At 73.4% G+C, this 20,818-nt stretch carries 18 protein-coding genes; 6 read left to right on the forward strand and 12 right to left on the reverse strand.

Features of this window, described 5'->3' with window-relative positions:
- The first annotated feature begins 111 nt into the window (after positions 1-111).
- Positions 112-2,046 (forward strand): 2-oxoacid:acceptor oxidoreductase subunit alpha, encoded by a 1,935-nt coding sequence (locus tag HFV08_RS05565; RefSeq protein ID WP_168536358.1) that lies wholly within the window; start codon positions 112-114, stop codon positions 2,044-2,046.
- A 109-nt stretch (positions 2,047-2,155) separates the two neighbouring features.
- Positions 2,156-3,157: a 2-oxoacid:ferredoxin oxidoreductase subunit beta gene (locus HFV08_RS05570; protein ID WP_376770566.1), complete on the forward strand. Its 1,002-nt coding sequence runs from the start codon at positions 2,156-2,158 to the stop codon at positions 3,155-3,157.
- Positions 3,158-3,299: 142 nt separating this feature from the next.
- Here the strand turns inward: HFV08_RS05570 and HFV08_RS31400 are convergent, their stop codons facing one another.
- Positions 3,300-5,408, reverse strand: coding sequence for a PepSY-associated TM helix domain-containing protein (locus HFV08_RS31400; RefSeq protein WP_246341507.1), 2,109 nt, complete (start codon positions 5,406-5,408; stop codon positions 3,300-3,302).
- A 212-nt stretch (positions 5,409-5,620) separates the two neighbouring features.
- Positions 5,621-6,460, reverse strand: coding sequence for a hypothetical protein (locus tag HFV08_RS05580; RefSeq protein WP_168536362.1), 840 nt, complete (start codon positions 6,458-6,460; stop codon positions 5,621-5,623).
- 667 nt (positions 6,461-7,127) lie between these two features.
- On the opposite strand from HFV08_RS05580, the gene HFV08_RS05585 reads away from it, so the two are divergent.
- Together HFV08_RS05585 and HFV08_RS05590 are read left to right on the forward strand one after the other, a co-directional pair.
- Positions 7,128-8,054 (forward strand): NAD(P)H-binding protein, encoded by a 927-nt coding sequence (locus HFV08_RS05585; protein ID WP_168536364.1) that lies wholly within the window; start codon positions 7,128-7,130, stop codon positions 8,052-8,054.
- Between the two features lie 199 nt (positions 8,055-8,253).
- The gene (locus HFV08_RS05590) at positions 8,254-8,994 is read left to right on the forward strand and encodes a class I SAM-dependent methyltransferase (protein WP_168536366.1); all 741 of its coding nucleotides are present in this window, start codon (positions 8,254-8,256) and stop codon (positions 8,992-8,994) included.
- 59 nt (positions 8,995-9,053) lie between these two features.
- Here the strand turns inward: HFV08_RS05590 and HFV08_RS05595 are convergent, their stop codons facing one another.
- A complete protein-coding gene (locus HFV08_RS05595; protein ID WP_168536368.1) occupies positions 9,054-9,701 on the reverse strand; it encodes a GNAT family N-acetyltransferase in 648 nt (215 codons plus the stop codon).
- Positions 9,702-9,978: 277 nt separating this feature from the next.
- On the opposite strand from HFV08_RS05595, the gene HFV08_RS05600 reads away from it, so the two are divergent.
- Together HFV08_RS05600 and HFV08_RS05605 are read left to right on the forward strand one after the other, a co-directional pair.
- A complete protein-coding gene (locus HFV08_RS05600; RefSeq protein ID WP_168536370.1) occupies positions 9,979-10,926 on the forward strand; it encodes a M28 family metallopeptidase in 948 nt (315 codons plus the stop codon).
- A gap of 342 nt (positions 10,927-11,268) precedes the next feature.
- Positions 11,269-11,853: a flavodoxin family protein gene (locus HFV08_RS05605; protein WP_168536372.1), complete on the forward strand. Its 585-nt coding sequence runs from the start codon at positions 11,269-11,271 to the stop codon at positions 11,851-11,853.
- A 19-nt stretch (positions 11,854-11,872) separates the two neighbouring features.
- Here the strand turns inward: HFV08_RS05605 and HFV08_RS05610 are convergent, their stop codons facing one another.
- The 9 genes from HFV08_RS05610 to HFV08_RS05645 form a co-directional block, all read right to left on the reverse strand.
- Positions 11,873-12,775, reverse strand: coding sequence for an ABC transporter permease (locus tag HFV08_RS05610; protein ID WP_168536374.1), 903 nt, complete (start codon positions 12,773-12,775; stop codon positions 11,873-11,875).
- Positions 12,762-13,784 carry an ABC transporter ATP-binding protein gene (locus HFV08_RS05615; protein WP_168536376.1) on the reverse strand — a complete coding sequence of 341 codons (1,023 nt, stop codon included), beginning with the start codon at positions 13,782-13,784 and terminating at the stop codon, positions 12,762-12,764. Before HFV08_RS05615 ends, HFV08_RS05610 begins: the two co-directional genes overlap by 14 nt.
- 166 nt (positions 13,785-13,950) lie before the next feature.
- Positions 13,951-15,195 (reverse strand): LolA family protein, encoded by a 1,245-nt coding sequence (locus HFV08_RS05620; RefSeq protein WP_168536378.1) that lies wholly within the window; start codon positions 15,193-15,195, stop codon positions 13,951-13,953.
- A 252-nt stretch (positions 15,196-15,447) separates the two neighbouring features.
- Positions 15,448-16,590 (reverse strand): cytochrome P450 family protein, encoded by a 1,143-nt coding sequence (locus tag HFV08_RS05625; protein ID WP_312885400.1) that lies wholly within the window; start codon positions 16,588-16,590, stop codon positions 15,448-15,450.
- The gene (locus HFV08_RS31405) at positions 16,515-17,897 is read right to left on the reverse strand and encodes a cytochrome P450 family protein (protein ID WP_246341508.1); all 1,383 of its coding nucleotides are present in this window, start codon (positions 17,895-17,897) and stop codon (positions 16,515-16,517) included. Before HFV08_RS31405 ends, HFV08_RS05625 begins: the two co-directional genes overlap by 76 nt.
- Positions 17,894-18,532: a GTP-binding protein gene (locus HFV08_RS05630; protein WP_168536385.1), complete on the reverse strand. Its 639-nt coding sequence runs from the start codon at positions 18,530-18,532 to the stop codon at positions 17,894-17,896. The genes HFV08_RS31405 and HFV08_RS05630 overlap by 4 nt, the downstream gene beginning before the upstream one ends.
- Positions 18,501-18,857: a DUF742 domain-containing protein gene (locus HFV08_RS05635; RefSeq protein WP_168536387.1), complete on the reverse strand. Its 357-nt coding sequence runs from the start codon at positions 18,855-18,857 to the stop codon at positions 18,501-18,503. The genes HFV08_RS05630 and HFV08_RS05635 overlap by 32 nt, the downstream gene beginning before the upstream one ends.
- On the reverse strand, positions 18,854-19,288 hold the full coding sequence (locus tag HFV08_RS05640; protein WP_052482469.1) for a roadblock/LC7 domain-containing protein: 435 nt from the start codon (positions 19,286-19,288) through the stop codon (positions 18,854-18,856). Before HFV08_RS05640 ends, HFV08_RS05635 begins: the two co-directional genes overlap by 4 nt.
- Positions 19,285-20,619: an ATP-binding protein gene (locus HFV08_RS05645; RefSeq protein ID WP_168536389.1), complete on the reverse strand. Its 1,335-nt coding sequence runs from the start codon at positions 20,617-20,619 to the stop codon at positions 19,285-19,287. The genes HFV08_RS05640 and HFV08_RS05645 overlap by 4 nt, the downstream gene beginning before the upstream one ends.
- Positions 20,620-20,818: the final 199 nt, after the last annotated feature.

Here is a 20,818-nt window from a genome sequence, read left to right on the forward strand (position 1 = left end):
AGCAGGATCCCCAAGGTCAAGGAAAGGTAACCCTCACCGACGTAAGGTTGCCCCGGAAGCAGCCGGGGAGCCGGCGCCTCCACCCACCCGTTTCGAGGGAGGTCCAGTTCAGTGGCCAACCAGGTCAGCAGCGCAGCCGAGCACGCAGACGGGACCGACGCCGGGGAGCAGGATGCCGCGCTCCCGGGCGGCAAGGAGGTACGCCGTCTGGACCGGGTGATCATCCGGTTCGCGGGCGACTCCGGTGACGGCATGCAGCTCACCGGAGACCGTTTCACCTCGGAGACCGCATCGTTCGGCAACGACCTGTCGACGCTGCCGAACTTCCCCGCCGAGATCCGGGCGCCTGCCGGGACCCTGCCGGGCGTCTCCTCCTTCCAGTTGCACTTCGCCGACCACGACATCCTCACCCCCGGGGACGCGCCGAACGTCCTCGTCGCCATGAACCCGGCCGCCCTCAAGGCGAACATCGGGGACGTGCCGCGGGGCGCGGAGATCATCGTGAACACCGACGAGTTCACGAAGCGGGCGATGGCGAAGGTCGGCTACCAGAGCTCCCCGCTGGAGGACGGCTCACTGGACGCCTTCCAGCTGCACCCGGTGCCGCTGACCACGCTGACGGTGGAGGCGCTCAAGGGCTTCGACCTCTCCCGCAAGGAGGCCGAGCGCTCGAAGAACATGTTCGCGCTCGGGCTGCTCTCGTGGATGTACCACCGGCCGACCGAGGGCACCGAGGCCTTCCTGCGGAAGAAGTTCGCGAAGAAGCCCGAGATCGCCGAGGCCAACCTGGCCGCCTACCGCGCGGGCTGGAACTTCGGCGAGACCACCGAGGACTTCGCCACCTCCTACGAGGTGGAGCCCGCGACCTCCGCCTTCCCCGCGGGCACCTACCGCAACATCTCCGGCAACCTCGCCCTCTCCTACGGGCTGGTCGCCGCCGGGCAGCAGGCCGATCTGCCGCTCTACCTGGGCTCGTACCCGATCACCCCGGCCTCGGACATCCTGCACGAGCTGAGCAAGCACAAGAACTTCGGCGTCCGCACCTTCCAGGCCGAGGACGAGATCGCCGGTATCGGCGCCGCCCTCGGGGCCGCCTTCGGCGGTTCGCTCGCGGTGACCACGACATCCGGTCCCGGTGTGGCGCTCAAGTCCGAGACCATCGGGCTCGCGGTCTCGCTCGAACTGCCGCTGCTGATCGTGGACATCCAGCGCGGCGGCCCCTCGACCGGCCTGCCGACCAAGACCGAGCAGGCCGACCTGCTCCAGGCGATGTACGGGCGCAACGGCGAGGCGCCGGTGCCGATCGTGGCGCCGAAGACCCCGGCCGACTGCTTCGACGCGGCCCTGGAGGCGGCCCGGATCGCGCTGACCTACCGCACCCCGGTCTTCCTGCTCTCGGACGGCTACCTGGCCAACGGCAGCGAGCCCTGGCGGGTCCCGGAGCCGGACGAACTCCCCGATCTGCGCGTGCAGTTCGCCCAGGGCCCGAACCACACCCTGGAGGACGGCAGCGAGGTCTTCTGGCCGTACAAGCGCGACCCGCTGACCCTCGCCCGCCCCTGGGCGGTCCCGGGCACCCCCGGCCTCGAACACCGCATCGGCGGCATCGAGAAGCAGGACGGCACCGGCAACATCTCGTACGACCCCGCCAACCACGACCACATGGTCCGCACCCGGCAGGCGAAGACCGACCGGATTTCCGTGCCGGACCTGGCGGTCGACGACCCCTCGGGCGACGCCCCGGTCCTGGTGATCGGCTGGGGCTCGACCTACGGGCCGATCACCGCGGCGGTACGCAGGCTGCGGCTGGCCGGGGAGAGCATCGCGCAGGCGCACCTGCGGCACCTCAACCCCTTCCCCGCCAACCTCGGCGAGGTCCTGGCCGGCTACCGGAAGGTGGTCGTACCGGAGATGAACCTGGGCCAGCTCAACACCCTGCTGCGGGCCCGGTATCTCGTCGACACCCAGTCCTACACCCAGGTCAGCGGAATGCCCTTCAAGGCGGAGCAGCTCGCCACGGTCCTCAAGGAGGCCCTCGATGACTGAGATCCTCACCGAAAAACCCGGGGCAGGCGCCACCCCCGCCGGTTCGGTGCCCCTCGCCTCCGCCTCGCAGCTGCTCTCGCTGGTGCCCAAGGCCGAGGGCAAGCAGTCGATGAAGGACTTCAAGTCCGACCAGGAAGTGCGCTGGTGCCCCGGCTGCGGCGACTACGCCATCCTGGCCGCCGTGCAGGGCTTCATGCCCGAACTCGGGCTGGCCAAGGAGAACATCGTCTTCGTCTCCGGCATCGGCTGCTCCTCCCGCTTCCCGTACTACATGAACACCTACGGGATGCACTCGATCCACGGCCGCGCGCCCGCCATCGCCAGCGGGCTCGCCACCAGCCGCCGGGACCTCTCGGTCTGGGTGGTCACCGGGGACGGCGACGCCCTGTCGATCGGCGGCAACCACCTGATCCACGCCCTGCGCCGCAACGTCAACCTCAAGATCCTGCTCTTCAACAACCGGATCTACGGGCTGACCAAGGGCCAGTACTCGCCCACCTCCGAGGTCGGCAAGATCACCAAGTCGACGCCGATGGGTTCGCTCGACGCCCCCTTCAACCCGGTCTCGCTGGCGATCGGCGCCGAGGCGAGCTTCGTGGCCCGTACCGTCGACTCCGACCGCAAGCACCTCACCGAGGTCCTGCGGCAGGCGGCGGCCCACCCCGGCACCGCGCTGGTGGAGATCTACCAGAACTGCAATATCTTCAACGACGGCGCCTTCGAGGTCCTCAAGGACAAGCAGCAGGCGCAGGAGGCGGTCATCCGCCTCACCCACGGCGAGCCGATCCGCTTCGGCCCCGAGGGCTCCAAGGGCGTCGTCCGCGATCCGGCCACCGGTGACCTGCGGATCGTCACCGTCACCCCGGAGAACGAATCCTCCGTCCTGGTCCACGACGCCCACCAGCAGAGCCCGACCACGGCCTTCGCGCTCTCCCGCCTGGCGGACCCGGACACCCTGCACCACACCCCGATCGGCGTCCTCCGCTCGGTCGAACGCCCCGTCTACGACACCCTGATGTCCGAGCAGCTCGACGCCGCGGTCGAGCAGGGCGGCAAGGGCGACCTGGCCGCACTCCTCGCGGGCAAGGACACCTGGACGGTCGTCGGCTGAGGCAGGACCACGTATCGGCCGACGCAGCACGGCGGGTCGGCTGAGGCAGGAGCACGAGAGCGGCGGCGGGAGAGGCTTCCCGCCGCCGCTTCGTCCGTACGTACCGGGGTGAACCGGGGTCACGTGCCGGGGTGAACCGGGGTCAGTCGCGGCCCGCCGCCACCTCCTCGGGTTCGTCCTCCGTCGCTGTCCTCGTCCCCGTCGCCGCCTCTGCCTCTGTCTCCCTCTCCGTCAAGGGAGTTGGCGGCTCGGGCCGGTCCTGGGCGGGCTGCGCCGTCTCCGGGCGGGTACGCCGGGCCAGGCCTGCCACCATGTCCAGGACGAGGAAGCCGAGCAGGGTCACGCCGAGTACCGGCACCGCCCAGCCGACCAGGGCCGCCGCCGGGAGCCCGACGAGCAGCACCGGCAGCGGAACCCGGCGCCAGGCCCCGCGCGCCGGGACCCTGCCGAGCCGCGCCGGCTTCGTGAGCCCGGTAGTCCCGCCCCGGCGGGTGGGACGGCGCTGCCACCACATGCGGTAGCCCCAGAGGACCACCAGGGTCAGGGCGAGGGCGAGGGCCGCGAGGACCAGCTGGTTGGCGAGGCCGAAGAGGGCGCCCATGTGGCCCTGCACACCGAGCTTGCTGAGCTTGGCGAGCAGCGGGTAGTCGGCCCAGCGGGTGCGGTCGGTGATCTCGCTGCGCTCGGCGTCCACCGCGACCTGGTCGTAGTGCACGGGCCAGGTGTTGTCGCGCTGGGCCACGGTCCAGGCCCCGCCCGTCTCGGCGGGCGGCGTCACCGTCACGGTGCCGCCGAGACCCGCCGCCCGCGCCCGGGCGAGCACCGCCTCGAAGTGCCCGGGGTCCGGCGCGGCACCCTTCGGCTTCGCCGCCCCGTGCCCCGCGTGCTCACCGTGGCCCGCGGCGCCTCCCCCGGCCCCGGAACCCGGCAGTGCGGTGTCGAGTACCGGGGCGGCGGCGGAGGTGTTCTGCTGCAGGGTGTCGAAGCGGGCGCCCGCGTAGGCGGACCAGGTCAGTCCGGTGGCGCTCAGGAAGAGCAGACCGAGGGAGAGCCAGACCCCGGTGACGGCGTGCAGGCTCCGGGTACGCCGGACACCCCGGGCCCCGCGGTCCCAGAGCAGCGCGCTGCGGAGCGGGTTCGCGGCGCGGGGCGGCTTGGCGGCGCGGGGCGGCTTGGCGGCGCGGGGTGGTTTGGCGGTCCGAGGCGACTCGGCCGTCCGGGGCGACTCGGTTCCCCGGGGTGACTCGGCTGCCCGGGGCGACTCGGCTGCCCGGGCCGGTCCGGGTGCCGGTGCGGAGTCGGGCAGGTGTGCCGACGGGGACGCGGGTGCTGAGGTGGCCGCTCGGGCCGACCCGGTCGCCGCCGCCCGCTTGGCGCCGCGCCGGACGCGGCCGAGCCACAGCAGGAGGCCGCCCGCGACGACGACCCACAGCCAGCTCGCGGCGGTCTCCGAGTACAGGCGGCCCGTCTCGCCGAGGTGCAGATTGCGGTGCAGGTCGTCGAGCCAGGTGGTCAGCGGGGTGTATCCGGCCCAGGTGGTGAGCGCGCCGCGTACCTCCGCGGTGTACGGGTCGACGTACACGGTGCGCTGCTTCTCGCCGAGTTCGGGGATATTGAGCACCACCCGCGTGGTGTCCTCGGGCCCGGGCGGGGTGACGACCGAGTCGAGGGTGCCCTCCGGGTGGGCGACCCGGGCGGCGGCGATCTGCTCCGCCAGCGGACGGGTCGGGCCCTCGGCATGCGCGACGGTGAGCTGGTCGCCGTAGACGAGCCGGTCCAGCTGCGGGGTGGCCGTATAGGCGAGCCCGGTCAGCGCGGCCACCAGCAGGAAGGGCGCGACGAGCACCCCGGCGTAGAAGTGCAGCCGTACGAGCAGGGCCCGCACCCCCGCCCAGGAGCGGCCGGGGGTGCCGGTACTGCCGATGCCGCCAGCGCTACCGGTTCCGCCGGTTCCGCCGGTTCCCCGGCCGATGGTCCGGGTCCGAGCGCCGGTGGTCTTCGTGGTGCTCGGAGTCTTCGTAGGGCTCGGAGTCTTCGCGCTGCTCAGGGAGTTGGCGGTGCTCAGGGACTCGGTGACGCTCGGAGGCTCGGTGGCGCTCGGTGTCCTCGCGGGCCTCTGAGTGCCCGGGGGATTCGTGGTGTCGGTGGTGGCCTCCGCGGTACGGGTGGTCGGGGACGTGGTGGCGGTCGGGTCGTGGTCGTCCCGGCGGCGGGGGCCGAGGTGGTCGTGGGTTCTGGGGTTTTCGGGCATGCGTTGTTTCCTGTGGGACCCGTGGTCTGGCACGGGTACGGCGGAGCCGTTCGGGCCGCTCAGACGGCGGCCGGAGGCTGGGTGCACCGCCGGTGGCGGTGTGGCACGGCGGTCGGGGACCGCGGCCCCGGCCGGAGCCGCCGCGCGCACGCCGGAGCGCGCACCGGCTTCACCGGGTGCGCGCGGAAAGGCAGTGGGGACGTGCCGCGGGCTCAGGCCAGGGCGGCCGGGGGCGGACCCCGCCGGGGACAGGAACGGGCGAGCAGGACGCCGAAGCGGATGCCGCGCGGCGCGGGGAAGCGCCGGTGCGCCCTCGGCGGGAGCGCGGGCAGCGGCGGCACCACGAGCCGGAGCAGCCGGGCGAGGACCAGGGCGGCGAGGCGGCGGAGCAGGCGTTCGCCGTAGAGCACGCAGGCCACGCTCGCGAGCGTGGCGAGGGCGTGCGCCAGGGTCATCCCCGTCATCGCGGCCATCGCATGGGCCTCGGCCCCGGAGCCGGACACCGGCCCGTCCGCGAGCCCGGCCCCGGAGCCGCCCATGCCGTGCCCGCTCAGGGAGTGACCGCCCGTCGCGGAGCCGTCCATGGCGTGGCCGCTCATGGAATGCCCGCCCATGGAGTGCCCGCTCATCGCGTGACCGTCCATGGCATGCCCGGTCATCCCCTGGCCGCTGGTCCCAGGGCCGCCCGTGCCGTGGCCAGTTGCCGCGTGACCGCTCAGGGCAGGGCCGCCGGCGCCATGACCGCCCGCGCGGTCGCCCGCCGGGGCCGGGTGCCCCGCGTGGCCGCTGCCCGCCGCCAGGTGGTGGAAGGCGAGGTGCAGGGCGAACTGGGTGGCGCCGAGGGTGACGGTGGCCGCGGTGAAGCGGGGGCGGCGGCCGTCGAGGAGCGCGGTGCCGCCCGCGGTGAGCAGGACCAGCACGAGGGCGAGCGGGACCGCGCCGGGCAGTTCCCCGCCCGCGCTGACGTGGCCGAGGGCGCCCAGGGCCAGGCAGGCAAGAGCGAACAGCAGCCCCCGCAGGGCCCGTTTCGCCACAGGTGCCGGTCCGCGCATCCGCTCAACCTATCCGCGTACCGCACGCCCCGATCGGTCGCCCCGGGCGACCACCACTCCGGCCCGCACCCCGACGGCCGCCCCGGCCGCAGCTCCGGCCCTCACCTCGACGGCCACTTCGGCCGCTGCTCCGGACCCGCACCCCGACCGCCACCCCAACCGCCGCGCGCCGAACAGCCCTGGCGGCCCGGCCCTCGCCGTCGCCGTCGCCCCGGGATCCTGCACGGGCTCGTGCAGCCGCACCACTCGTACGGCTCGTACAGCCCGTACGGCCCCACGTTCCCGTACGACCCCACGTACCCGTACGACCCCGTTCTCTCGAAGTCCCGTACGCCCTCCCCGAGTTCCCGGTCCCCAAGCATCCACGCCCGCCGATCCCGAGTTTCCGTACGCCGCACCCATCACTCGCATCTGCAAAGAGAACCCACGGACAACGACCCGCCCCACACCTCACCCCACCCCTCCCTCAACCCCTGTCCCCAGCACACTTTCGCTGCTCTCCGCAGGGCTCTACCCTCAGCTTTCGGGTCATCACGCGCTCCCTTAGAGTGAGCGGACGGTGCTCACCGGGAGGACCGGCACACGTCACGAACGGGAACCAGGCGCGCCCCGCCCGCCGTCAGGGCGCCCGGCGGATTCCCGGCCGAGCCGAGCAGCAGGGAGAGGCATGAGCCTGGTCGTCACCGGAGCAACCGGCCGTTTCGGACGGCACGTCATCGAGGCGCTCTCCGCGCGGGTACCGGCGGAGGGCATCGCCGCCGTGGTGCGCGACCGGGCCAGGGCCGCCGATCTGCGGGCCCGTGGCATCGACGTACGGCTCGCCGACTACGACCGTCCGGACACCCTCAAGGGGGCCTTCGCCGCCGGGGACCGGGTGCTCTTCGTCTCCGGCAACGAGGCGGGGCGCCGGGTGCCGCAGCACCGGGCGGTGGTCGAGGCGGCCCGGCACGCGGGGGTGGCGCTGCTCGCGTACACCGGTGTCCTCGGCGGGCCGAAGGCCGACTTCCTGCTCGCGGCCGAGCACAAGGCGACCGAGCAGGCGATCCTGGAGTCCTCGCTGCCGTACGTCTTCCTGCGCAACGGCTGGTACCACGAGAACTACACCGAGAACCTCGCCCCGGTGCTGCGGCAGGGCTATGTGATGGCCTCGGCCGGGAACGGCCGGGTGGCCTCGGCCGCGCGGGCGGACTACGCGGCAGCGGCCGCGGCGGTGCTGACCGGCGAGGGGCACGAGGAGCGGGCCTACGAGCTGAGCGGGGACACCGCGTGGAGCTTCCCGGAGTTCGCGGCCGAGGTGGCGCGCCAGTCGGGCCGGGAGGTGGGCTACCGCGACCTCTCCCCGCAGGAGCATCTGCGGATGCTGGCCGAGCACGGGGTGCCGGAGCAGATGTCCGAGGTGCTCGTCGATGTGGACGGCGCCGTGAAACGCGGCCTCCTCTCCGCCACCACCGGCGAACTCGCCCAGCTCATCGGGCGCCCCACCACCCCCCTCTCCGCCGCGGTCGCCGCCTCGCTGGACGGACCGGCGGCGACCGGGAGCACGCCCTCCCGGCACGGATCTCCGGAGCCGGAGGTCCCGGCGGCGCGGGGTTAGGGCCCTCTTCTCAGCTCACGTCGCCTCGGACCACGTCGTCCCGGCTCAGGCAGGGAACGCGGCGGGGCGGGCGAAAGGCCGTGAGGCCCGGCCGGCGGATCACGGACCGAGCCGGGGCCGGACCCGAGCCGGACCCGGGCCGAGACCCGGCGCCCCCACCCTGTTGCCCGCCCCCGGCAGGCAGTGCTGGAGTCGGCGGGTGAACAGCATCCCCGCCAACCGGCGGCTCTGGAACCGGATCAGCCGCGCCTACCAGCAGGAGCACGACCCGCACATCGGCGCCGCACCCCGGCTGTGGGGGATGTACGCCCTCCCCGACGCCCAGCTGCACGCCATGGGCGAGGTCACCGGCAGGCGCGTCCTCGAACTCGGCTGCGGCGCCGGCCAGTGGTCCAGGGCGCTCGCCGCCGAGGGCGCCACCGTGGTCGGGCTCGACCTGTCCGAAGCCCAACTCGCCGCGGCGGCCGAGGCGATGGGGACGGTCCGCCACCCGCTGGTGCAAGGCGCCGCCGAACAGCTGCCCTTCGCCGCCGACAGCTTCGACCTGGTGTTCTGCGACTTCGGCGGGCTCAGCTGGGCGCCTCCGCACCTGGCCGTCCCGGAGGCCGCACGCGTCCTGGGCCCGGGCGGGCGGCTGGTGTTCAACGTCGCCAGCCCCTGGTTCGAGGCCTGCTACGACGAGGCCGCCGCCCGTGTGACCACGACGCTGCGGCAGGACTACTTCGGGCTGGACACCATCGCCGAGGGCGACGGCGCGACCAGCTATCAGCTCACCTACGGCGACTGGGTCAGGGTCCTGCGCGGCGCGGGTCTGGTCATCGACGACCTCATCGAGCCGCGGCCCGGACCCGGTACCCCCAACGGCTACAACGAGACCGACCCGCCCGACTGGGCACACCGCTGGCCCGCGGAACTGCTGTGGGTGACCCACAAACCGTAGGTTCCGCCGGGCACGGGCGTGCGGGTCTGCCCTCGCCGGGCGGGCCCCGCTCCCGCCGCCTACTCCTCCCAGTCGGTCTCGTAGTAGCGGACGCGTTCGTCCTCGCCGCTCCAGCGCATGCCCGCCGCCCGCATCACGCGCTGGGAGGCGAGGTTGGCGAGGTCGGCGTCGCCCTTGACGCAGCTCAGGCCGCGGGCCCGGGCGAAGGCGAGGAGGGCGCGCAGGGCCTCGGTGGCATAGCCCCGGCCGCGGGCGGAGGGGACGAGGGCGTAGCCGATGGTGGTGGTGCCCTCCTCGTCCGGCGGGCGGTTGAAGCCGAGTCCGCCGATGGCGAGGCCGTCGGAGCGGCGGCGGATCTCGTAGGCGCCGAAGGGCTGTGGATCGCCCTTGATCAGGCAGGCGTTGACGAAGTCGGCGGCGCCCTCCACGTCCATCGGCGCCGGGTAGCCGGGCGCCCAGTGGTCGTCGGGGCCCGGCTTCCCGGACACGACACGGCGGGCCTCGGCGAGCGTCAGGGGGTGGAGCACGAGGCGTTCGGTCACGAAGTCGTCGAAGTCGCCGTGTTCGTCGCAGTCGTCTTCCTCGCGGCCTTCACATGCCCCGCGCTCCTCACCCCTTTCGCGCCTTTCGTGCTTTTCGTACGACACGAGATGGGCGCCGTCGTCCTCGCCCGGGGCCGCCTTCCGCGCGGCGTCGAGATCGTCCATGCGGTCATGCTCCTCTTTCGTCAACTGCCCCTGAAACGCGGGGTGTTGACGAACCGTTCCCCTCGCGCCGGGACGGGCCCGGGGGCCGCGGGGGCGGGCGGCTGTGAAAGGAGTGAACGCCTCGGTGGCCCCTGTTCACAGCTTTTGACAGGGCGGCTGACCTGCGGATATCCGATATCCACAACGTCCTGTCTTTTATACGTACTTGACGGTTCACCTTCAGGGCGACCACCATCATGAGCCACATTCCCCCCACGGAATAACGGAGTCCCCCCACATGAAATTCTCCGCTTCCCTGAGGGCCGCAGCGGTCGCCACCGTTGCCGTCGCGGGCCTCATCACCACCGGTGCCGTCACCTCCAGTGCGGCTCCCGCCCCGGCCAAGGCCGAGGCACCCGACATATCCGTCGCCGACGTCCAGGCGGACCTCGGCCGGCTCCAGTCCATCGCGGAGCAGAACGGCGGCAACCGGGCCCACGGCAGCTCCGGCTACCAGGCCTCCATCGACTTCATCAAGGGCAAGCTCGACGAGGCCGGATTCACCACCAGCCTCCAGGAGTTCACCACCGGCGGCGAGACGGGCTACAACCTGATCGCCGACTGGCCGGGCGGCGACGAGGGCCAGACCGTCATGGCGGGCGCCCACCTCGACAGCGTCGGCTCGGGACCGGGCATCAACGACAACGGCTCGGGCTCGGCGGGCGTCCTGGAGACCGCGCTCGCGGTGGCCAAGTCCGACTTCCAGCCCAGCAAGCACCTGCGCTTCGCCTGGTGGGGCGCCGAAGAGCTCGGCCTGGTCGGCTCCAGCCACTACGTGGACGAGCTGTCCTCGGAGGACCGCGGGAAGATCAGCAGCTATCTGAACTTCGACATGATCGGCTCGCCGAACCCGGGCTACTTCGTCTACGACGACGAGCCGGAGCTGCAGAAGCTCTTCGACGACTACTTCGCGGGCCTGGACATCACCGCGGACGTGGACACCGAGGGCGACGGACGCTCGGACCACGCCCCATTCAAGGACGCGGGCATCAAGGTCGGCGGGCTGTTCAGCGGCGCCGACTACGAGAAGACCCCGGAGCAGGCGGAGAACTGGGGCGGCACCGCCGGTGAGCCCTTCGACAACTGCTACCACTCGTCCTGCGACACCACCGAGAACATCGACGAGACGGCCCTGGACCGCAACAGCGACGCCATCGCGCACGCGATCTGGAGCCTGGCCTCCTGAGCCCCGGCCGGTCCGGCCCGCCCACCCGGGCGCGGCCGGACCGGTGGCTCACCCTCGACCCCCGCCCCGGCCGGACCGGCGGCTCACGCCGACTCCCGCCCCCGCCAGGCCTACTGGCCCCCAAGTCCCTCTCCCCCGCGGGCCGGCGGCGCGCACCCGCACTCGCGCCGCCGCCGGGGATCTCCCTCAGCCGATGACCGGGGACGTCCCCGGGGGCCCGGGAATGACGGCGACTGCATGCATGTTCATAACTTGCACATGCATGCAGTCGCCGTCGCCTTTCCGGCCCCGGACCCACCCGGCGCCCGGACCCGCGGCGGCCCCCGACCCCGGAGGGCCCCGATGACCCGCTCCTTCCTCTTCGTCCTGGGCAGCACCCGCAGCGGCGGCAACACCGAACTGCTCGCCCGCGAGGCGGCGGCCCAACTCCCCCCGGGCACCCGGCAGCAGTGGATCGACCTCGCCGAGCATCCCCTGCGCGACTTCGCCGACCTGCGGCACGACAGCGACCACGTACGCCCCACCGAGGGCCCCGAGGCCCTGCTGCTCGACGCCACCCTGGCGGCCACCGACCTGGTGATCGCCTCCCCGCTGTACTGGTACTCGGTCTCCTGGCTCACCAAGCGCTACCTGGACCACTGGTCGGGCTGGCTGCGCACCCCCGGAGTCGACTTCAAGGCCACCCTCGCGGGCCGGAACCTGTGGGGCGTCAGCGCCCTCGCGCACACCGAAGAGGTGGTCGCCGATCCGCTGACCGGCACCCTGCGCAACTCCGCCGCCTATCTGGGCATGCGCTTCGGCGGCGTCCTGCTCGGCAACGGCAGCAAGCCCGGCGACGTCCTCGCCGACACCGCCGCGCTCACCCGCGCCAAGACCTTCTTCGCCCGCGAACCGGAGCCCGCCCGCTTCGCCTACCAGGAGGCCTGAGGGGCACGGGAGGCCGCCCTCAGGCCGTGATGTCCTTGGTGGTGAACCGGGCCCAGGCCGCCGAGCCGAAGACCGCCGCGTACACCGCCTGGAGGCCGAGGTTCCTGGTGATCTCGTCCCAGTAGACGGGCTCGCGCATCAGATCGGCGAAGGACAGCCAGTAGTGCGAGAAGAAGTACGGCTGCACGGCGTGGAGTTGGGGGATCTGGTCGAGGATCTGGACGGTGATCAGCAGGCCCACGGTGGTCGCCATGGCGGCGATGCCGCTGCTGGTCAGGGTCGACAGGAAGAGGCCGATCGCGGCCACGCCGACCAGCGAGGCGGCGACCACCAGGGCGATGAGCAGGGCCCGTTCGAGCCCCTCGCCGAAGCCGATCCGGGTGCCGGAGATGGTGGTCAGCTCCCCCATCGGGAAGAGCGCGGCGCCCACCGCGAGCGCCGAGAGGGCGACCACCAGGGTGGCGGCCAGGCAGAAGACCAGCGTGGTCGCGTACTTGGTGAGCAGCAGGCGGGTGCGGCCCGCGGGGGCGACGAGGAGGTAGCGCAGGGTGCCGGCGTTCGCCTCGCCCGCGAGCGCGTCCCCGGCGATCACGCCGACCGCCATCGGCAGGAAGAAGGGCAGGGTCGCGGCGAGCGCGGTGAAGACCAGGAAGAGGCCGTTGTTGGTGACCTGCGAGATGAAGGCGGGCCCGGCCTCCTCGCCACCGCCGCCGCCCCCGCCGAGGGAGCCGCCGTCCGCGGTCTCCACCTTCACCGCGATGCCGAAGAGGACCGGTACCGCCGCGAGCACGCCGAGCAGGGCGAGGGTGCGCCAGCGCCGGAAGGTGGTCAGGAGTTCGCTGCGCAGCAGCCCGCCGGGGCGGCGCCGCGCGGGAGCCCTCCCGGGCGCGGTGCCCGCCGCCGGTGCCTCAGCCCGCGACATCGAAGCCCTCCCCGGTCAGTGCCACGAACGCGTCCTCCAGGGTGCCGCGTTCGAGGCCGAAGCCGCGCACCCGCACCCCCGCGGCGACCAGCGCCGCGTTCACCTCGGCGAGGTCCCGGCCCGGCGGCTCGCCGCTGACCCGGTCCCCGGCGGTGACCAGATCGCCCACGCCCTGCTCCTTCAGGACCCGGGCGGCGTCCGCGGTGTCCGGGGTGGTGACGGTGAGCCTGCCGCGGGCGCGGGCGGCGAGTTCGGCGACCGGGCCCTGGGTGAGCAGCCGCCCCTGGGCCATCACCGCGGCGTGCGTGCAGACCTGCTCGATCTCGTCGAGCAGATGCGAGGAGAGGAAGACGGTGGTGCCCTCGGCCGCCAGCTCCCGTACCAGGGAACGGATCTCGCGCATGCCCTGCGGGTCCAGGCCGTTGGTCGGCTCGTCCAGGACGAGCAGCCGGCGCGGCTGGAGCAGCGCCGCGGCGAGGCCGAGCCGCTGCTTCATGCCGAGCGAGTACGCCTTGGCCTTCTTGCCCGCGGCCGAGGCGAGGCCGACGCGTTCCAGGGCGGCGCCGACCCGCGCCCGGCGGGTGCGCCCCTCGGCGGTCGGGTCGGCGGCGTCGTAGCGCATCAGGTTCTCGCGGCCGGAGAGGAAACCGTAGAGCGCGGGGCCCTCGATCAGGGCGCCGACCTGGGGCAGTACGGCGCGCGCGGATTCGGGCATGGGGCGGCCGAGGACCCGGGCCGCGCCGGAGGTGGGGGCGATCAGGCCCATGAGCATGCGGATGGTGGTGGTCTTGCCCGAGCCGTTCGGGCCGAGGAAGCCGAAGACGCTGGCGGCCGGGACGCTCAGATCGAGCCCGTCCACGGCGAGTTGGCCGCCCCGGAAGCGCTTGGTGAGGGCGCGCGTGGCGATGACCGCGTCCTCGTCCTCGCCCCTGGCGCCGCCCTCGTCCAAGCCCCCGTCCACACCCCTGCCGACGGCCTTGTCCTCGTCGGCGGACGGTCCTCGGTCCATGTCTCCCCCGGGATCTGCCAGGCGGTGCGCTGCGAATGCGGCGGTGTGCTGCGCTGATACGCCTCCAGCCAAGCACACCCCGCCGCGCGCGAGCGGCCCCGCACGGTGCGGGGCCGCTCAGGAACTGCGGGCGCCCGGCGCGGAAGGCACCGGGCGCCGGGTGCCGCTACTTCGCCGACTCGGCCGCCTTCACCAGCGCGTCCTTGGTGACGGCACCGGCGTAGACCGTGCCGTCGTCGGTGATCAGGGCGTTGACGAGGCGGGTGGAGAAGACCCGGCCGGTGCCGAAGTCGCCCTTCACCTTGTCGCCGAAGGCGTCGAGCAGGGAGGCGGCCTCCGGCGGCAGGTCCCCGGAGCCGGCGTCCGGCAGGCCCTGGCCGCCCGGCACCTCGAAGCGGGCGATGCTGCTCCAGCCCTCGCCGAGGATCTCCGGCGCCGCGAGGTCCCCGGCGCCCGGCTGCTTGCCGGGGCCGCGCGGCACGTCCTTGCCGCGGGCCTCCTTCGCGGCGTCCTCGGCCTCGGTGACCTTGGTGCCCTTGGCGGGCCGGTAGTCGAAGAGGGAGGCGGCCGGCTTGCCGAAGTCGACCTTGGTGTACCCGGCTTCGACGACCGCGGCGCCGCCGCCCGCCGGGGTCAGGGTGGCCTTGAGCGGGGTGCCGGTCTTGGCGTCGACCGCGAAGGTGACCGCGCCGACCGTGCTGCCCTCGCCCTTGGGCTTCACCACCAGCTTGTAGGCGTCCCGTCCGGCGACCTGCATGGTGCCCTCGGCGGTGACCGAGGTGGTCTCCTCGGAGGCCTTGAGGACCTCCTTCGCGAACTCGCCCGGGGTCGCGGGGACGTCCTTCGGCAGCCCGCCCCGGTGCTCCGCCCCGCCGCCGTCGCCGTGCTTGCCGTCCTCGGTGGCGTGGAAGGCCTCGTCGGAGGCGCTGTCGTAGGCCCAGACCTCGTCGCCGTTGTGGATCAGGCTGTACTCGGCGGCGTCGTCCAGGATCGACAGGCGCTGCTTCTCGGGGCCGTCGGCGGCGACCCGCAGGGTGTGGGTGCCGGAGGCGAGTTCCGTCAGGCGGGACTTCGGGTCGGCGGCGCCGCCCTCGCCCTGCTCGCCGCGCGGGGAGGCCATGCCGCCCGCGAGCCCGCCGAGGTCCGGCAGGCCGAGGTCGGTGCTGATCTTCACGGTGCCGGACAGCCGCTGGGTGTCCGAGGCGGCGATCTTCTCGATGAGTTCCTGCGCGCTGAGCTCCGGCAGGTCGGGGTCCCCGGAGTCGGCGAGCGCCGGGACCAGCCCGATGGTCGCCGCCGCGAGACCGAGGACCACGACCGGGACGGCGTAGCGCGCGGCCTTCTTGCGCCCGCGCGCGGCCGCGGCCCGCTCGGCGGCCTCGGTGTCGGTACCGGATTCGTACGGTGCCATGTGTGCCCTACCTCCGTGTCGGCGGCGGCCTGTGCATCCAATGTGCCCTCGATCCACCCCGGGCCGCCAGTCTCACCCGCGATCGGTGAGGAGTGGTCTGCCTCCATCTGACCAAAACCGCGGCCCCGGGGCGTCCCCCCTCGGAAGCAACTCCGCGTACCTCTGCGGGATGACGGAACCGGGCGGCGCCTTCCGGGTCCCGTAGGGGAAGGCGCCGCCGGGCGGTGCGCGGTGACGGGCGCGCGTACGGATTCAGGGGCGCAGGACCGCCTTGGGTGCCTGGTGGCCGTGGGCGATGAAGGAGGGGAAGGGGGCCCGCTCCTGATCCTTCGCCAGGGCCACCTCGGGGAAGGCCGCGAAGAACCGGGGCAGCGCGGTGAGCGCCTCGGCGCGGGCCAGCGGGGCGCCGATGCAGCGGTGCACACCGTGGCCGAAGGCGAGGTGCCGGGACGGGGCCCGGGTGACGTCGAAGAGGTGGGCCTGAGGTCCGTGGAACTCGGGGTCCCAGCCCACCGCGCCGAAGGTGGCGAGGATGGGCTCGCCCGCGCCGATGACCACGTCCGCCACCGGGATGTCCTCGGTGGCGAAGCGCAGCGGCAGATGGGCGAGGGAGGGCGCCCAGCGCAGGGTCTCCTCGACCACCTGGGACCAGGGCACGGTGCCGTCGAGGACCAGGGCGAGCTGATCGGGGTTGTCCAGGAGGGCGACCACGGTGTTGCCGATGAGGTTGACGGTGGTCTCGTGGCCCGCGCCGAGGACCAGGATCAGGGTGTCGACGAGTTCGGTCTCGTTGAGCCGGTCGCCGCCGTCGCGGGCCTCGATCAGCGCCGAGGTGAGGTCCTCCCCGAGGTGCTCGCGCTTGCGGGCGACCAGCCGGGCCAGGGTCTCGCGGCCGTTGGCCAGCACCTGGCCGGCGACCTCGGGCGGCAGCGAGGTGTCCACGAAGGTGTTGATGAGCGCGGCCACATCGGTGCGCTCCGCCTCGTCGAGGCCGAAGAGTTCGCAGATCACCCGCATCGGCAGCGGATGCGCGAACTGCTCGCGCAGATCGACGACTTCGCCGGGGGCGCGGGTGCCGAGCGCGTCGAGGAGTTCGCCGGTGATGCGGTCGACGGCGGGCTGCATCTCCTGGGTGCGCCGGGCGGTGAAGGCCGGGGCGACGAGTTTGCGCAGCCGGGTGTGGTCGGGGCCGTAGGCGGTGAACATGTTCTCCACCCCGCACCAGTTGTAGATCCAGTGCGCCTCCGGGTGCGCGTGCACCCAGCCGTTGCGCCAGTCCGTCCAGTGCGCCCGCGGGTCCTTGCTGACCCGGGGGTCGTTCAGGAGGGATTCGAGGAGGCGGTGGCGGGTGGGTGCCCAGGCCCGTATCCCGCCGGGCAGCTCGACGGCAGCCACGTCCCCCAGCTCTCGTAGCCGTGCGGCTTCGCCGGGGATGTCGGCGCCGTGGATGTCGACGGGGTGGACGCTTCGGGCGTGAAGGGGTTCGACGGCCATGGGATCTCTCCTCTGGTGGCGACGCGGACCGGGCTGAAGCGCGCGGGCAGCGAGGCGAGTGCGTGGTGGAAGGGGCCCTTGCGCAGCCGCAACTCGGTTTCGGGCACGGCGAGTTCGAGGTCGGGCAGCCGGTGGATGAGCTGGGTGAGGGCGGTCTCGGCGATGCTCATCGCGGTGCCGGGCACCGGGCAGGCGTGCGGGCCCATGGACCAGGCCAGGTGGGAGCCGCGCCCGGAGGCCGTGCAGCCCGGGCCCTGGGGGTCGGTGCCGATCGCCTCGTAGCCGATCATGACCAGGGTGTGGGCGGGGATGCCGCGGCCGTGGAAGGTGAGGTCCTGGCGGGGGTAGTGCGCCCCGTAGTTGGAGATGGGCGGCTGGTCGGCGAGGACCCGGTCGATGGCCGGGATCACGTCGAGGGTGCCGCTGACCACCTGGTTGTACAGCTCGTCGTCGCGCAGCAGCCGGGCGAGCGGGCTGGCGATGAGGTTGGTGGTGGGCTCCTGCCCGGCGCCGAAGGTCAGCACCACCTGGTGGACGATCTCCACCGGGTCGAGTCCGGCGGGGTGCTGGAGCATCCAGGTGGTGAGGTTGCGGCCCGGGTTCTCGCGCTTCTCCGCGATCAGCTCCATCAGATAGGACTCGAAGGCCTTCTTGCCCGCGTCGGCCTCCCGGCCGCCCTCCATCATCTTGGCGAGCCCCTCGACGAGCCGGGGCGCGAAGAAGTCGTCCCGGCCGAAGAGGCGGTTGAAGACATAGCTCGGCAGCGGGCGCGCGTACCGCGCGACCAGGTCGGCCTCGCCGTCCGCGGCGAAGGTGTCGATGAGCCGGTCGGCGACGTCGCGGACCATGTCGCGCAGATGGTGCGGCTCGATCATCGCGAAGGCGTCGGCGGTGACGCCGCGGTGCCGGGCGTGGTCGGCGCCGTCGGTGAACATCGGGTTGGGGCGCGGGCCGAGCATGCCGAGGATCGGGTGGTCCGCGGGCCACTGCGCCGCCCATGCGGTGGAGTCCTTGGTCCAGGTCGCGGTGTCGTGCAGCACGTCGGCGGCGGCGCGGTGCGAGACCACCAGGTAGCCGAAGACGCCGTCGACCAGCTCGATCGGGGCGAGGTCGCCGTAGTGCCGGCGCATGTCGGCGTAGTACTCGTGGCGGCGCTGCGCGAAGTCCTCGGTGTGCAGGCGGTAGTACGGGGGCGGGGGGAAGCTCATGGGCCTGTGTTCCTGCGGTAGACGTCGAGGGAGTGGCTGACGAGGCCGATCAGGGCGTCGATGGAGGACTCGCGCTCCAGCGCGTTGCAGAACAGCAGCGGCGTCTCGGGGTGCAGGTCGAGGTCGGCGCGGACGGTGGCGGCGTCCAGGACGGGCGAGCCGGGGAAGTCGTTGACGGCCACCGCGTACGGCATCCCCGACTCCTCCACCAGGTCCATCGCCTCGTAGCTGACCTCGGGTCTGCGCAGGTCCATCAGGACCAGGGCGCCGCGGGCCCCGTAGGCGGTGTCCAGCCAGGCCTGCCGGAAGCGGGCCTGGCCGGGGGTGCCGAAGAGGTAGAGCACCGTCTCGCCGGACTCGCCGAGGGTGAGGCGGCCGAAGTCCATGGTGACCGTGGTGTGGGTCTTCCGCGGGGTGAAGGCGAGGCTGTCGACGCGGCTGGACGGCGCCGTCATGACCTCCTCGGTGTGCAGCGAACGGGTCTCCGAGACGGAGCGGATCAGGGTGGTCTTGCCGACCCCGAGTCCGCCCGCGACCACCAGCTTCACCATGTTCCGCACCGAGCTGGGCAGATAGGCGGGGCCGTCCGGCGCGGCGGCCGGATCAGGCCGGCTTCTTGAGCTTGCGAAGGCCATCGAGGACGTTCTCCAGCAGTTCGACGTCGGGGAGTTCAGCGGGCTCGACGGCCTGGATGAGGCCCAGGTCGAGCAGGTCGCCCGCGAGGATGCGGACCGCGGAGACGGGCAGGCGCAGATGGCCCGCCGCGTCCGCGAGGGTGAGATCGCCGCCGTCGACCGCCGTCAGCAGGTGGTGCTGCGGCGGGCTGAGCGAGGCGGCGGCCCGTCCGTCCACCCGGACCAGCCGGGTCAGTACGTCGGGGAGCGCACGGCGCGCACTGGTCCGGCCGCCCGTCGCCAGATAGGCGGGGGTGATCCGGACCGGGTCGCGCCGGCGGCTCACCTCCCGTCACCCCGGCTGCTGATGTGCAGGGCGAAGGTGTCGGCCAGCTTGGCGAGTTCGTACATGACCCCGCCGAGGTCCGGGTCGGGCTGGGTGAAGGCGGCGATCCGCAGATTGTCCCCGGCGGCGACGATCAGCAGGAAGCGGCCGTCCTCGCCCTCGATGGTGACGCTGCGCGCGCGGGCGCCGCCGCCCGCGACGACCGCGAGGGACTCCCGGCCCAGGCTGTAGAGCCCGGAGGCGGAGGCGGCGGTGGTCTCCGCCTGCTCGCGGTCGACCTCGCCGCCCGCCCCGGCGATGAGCCCGTCGGTGCTGAGGAAGACCACGGCGGCGAGGTCGTGGCGCTGTTGGAGCAGCTTCTCCGCCTGCTCCGAGTAGTTGGGCGCCTCGGCGAGCGGGGTGCTCTGGGCACGGCGGTCGGGAGTGGTCATCGGGACGGCTCCTCGTGGGTGACTGGCGATTCGCTGCGGGCCCGCTCCAGGCTCGCCTGCATGCCCGCGTACCGGTCGCGGGTCGCGCTCGGGTCGTTGGGCCGGGGCGCCGCGTCCTGCGGTGCGGCCTGCCCGGCGGCGGGTGCCCGGCGCCTGCGGCGGGGCAGTCCGCCGGGGCCGGCCGCGGCGGGCGGGGCGGAAAGGGGGTCCTCGGCCGGTTCGGGGGCGAGGGGGCGGCTCGGTTCGGCGGGCAGCGGGGCCGCGGCGGACTGGCCGCCGCCCGCGGCCCGGTCCATCGAGACGAGCAGCGAGGCGTCGATGTGCACGACCGCCTCCATGCCGCGGGTGGCGGACGGCGACATGGCCACCTCGATGGCGTGCCTGCGGGTCAGCCGCCCGATCGCGGCGAAGCCGAGCTTGGGCGGGCTGCCGATCCCGGTGAGCAGGATGCGCCGGGAGGTGTCGAGCATCCGCAGCGCGAACTCCTGCTTCTCCGCGGTGTCCAGGCCGGGCCCCGAGTCGCTGACGACCACGGCGGCCCCGGCGGCGGTGCGGTGGATGCCGACGCGCACCGGCATGCTGCCGACGGTGCAGTAGGCGGCGTTGTCCATCAGCTCGGCGAGGACCATCGCCAGCGCCTCGGCGGCCGGTGCGGCCACCCCGAGCTGGGGCCCGGCGGGCAGGTGGTTGGTGATCTCGATGCGCCCGTAGGACTCGACGCGGGACTGGGCGGCGGTGACCAGGTCGGCGAGGTAGGAGTCCTGCCGGGCCAGGCCCGGGGCGTCACCGCAGACCACGCCGACGGCCTGCACCACGCGGCGCATCAGCACGGTGCGGTGGTCGAGTTCGTAGAGCACGGGGGTGAACTCGGGCCGGTCGCCGAAGTCGTGCTGCGCCTTGTCGAGGATCTTCTCCATCTGGGCGGCCAGGGTGCGCACCCGGCCCGCGACGGTGCGCATGACCTCCTGCGCGGCCTCGTCGGTACGGACCTGGCTGTCGCGCACCGCGGCGGTCAGCTGCTCGGCGACAGTGCGCAGCGCCTTGTCGACCTCGGTGTCCGCGAGCTCCGGGTGCGCGAGCGGCGGTACCCGGTGGGCGGGGTGGGCGAGTTGCCGGATCAGCGCGGGCACCCGGTTCTCGGCGAGGTGGCTCACCTCGGACAGCAGGGCCCGCCGCTGCCGCTCCTGGGCCCCGGCCTCCCGCCGCGCCTCCTCGGTCTCGGCGCGGGCGCGGGCGGTGGCGGCGCGGGCGCGGGTCAGGAGTACGGCGGCGAGCAGGCCCCACAGGGCGAGTACGCCGAGGGCGACGACGAGCGGTACGGGTATGTCCATGGGTGAGTCCTCGGTCAACGCGGTCGCCGGGCCCGGGGGAAGGGGAGTCCGGCGTGACGGTGCGGGCGGCGCGGTGGGCGGGGAGCCCGGGGTGCCGCCGGTGGGGATGGGTCCACGGCGGGAGCGGTCGGGGAAGGTGTCAGCCGCGGGCTCCTGTCGGCCGCGCAGGGGTGCGGCCCTGCGGGGCGCCGGGCGTTCT

Origin of the sequence: Streptomyces physcomitrii, from assembly GCF_012273655.1 — a bacterium.
Lineage (GTDB): Bacteria > Actinomycetota > Actinomycetes > Streptomycetales > Streptomycetaceae > Streptomyces > Streptomyces physcomitrii.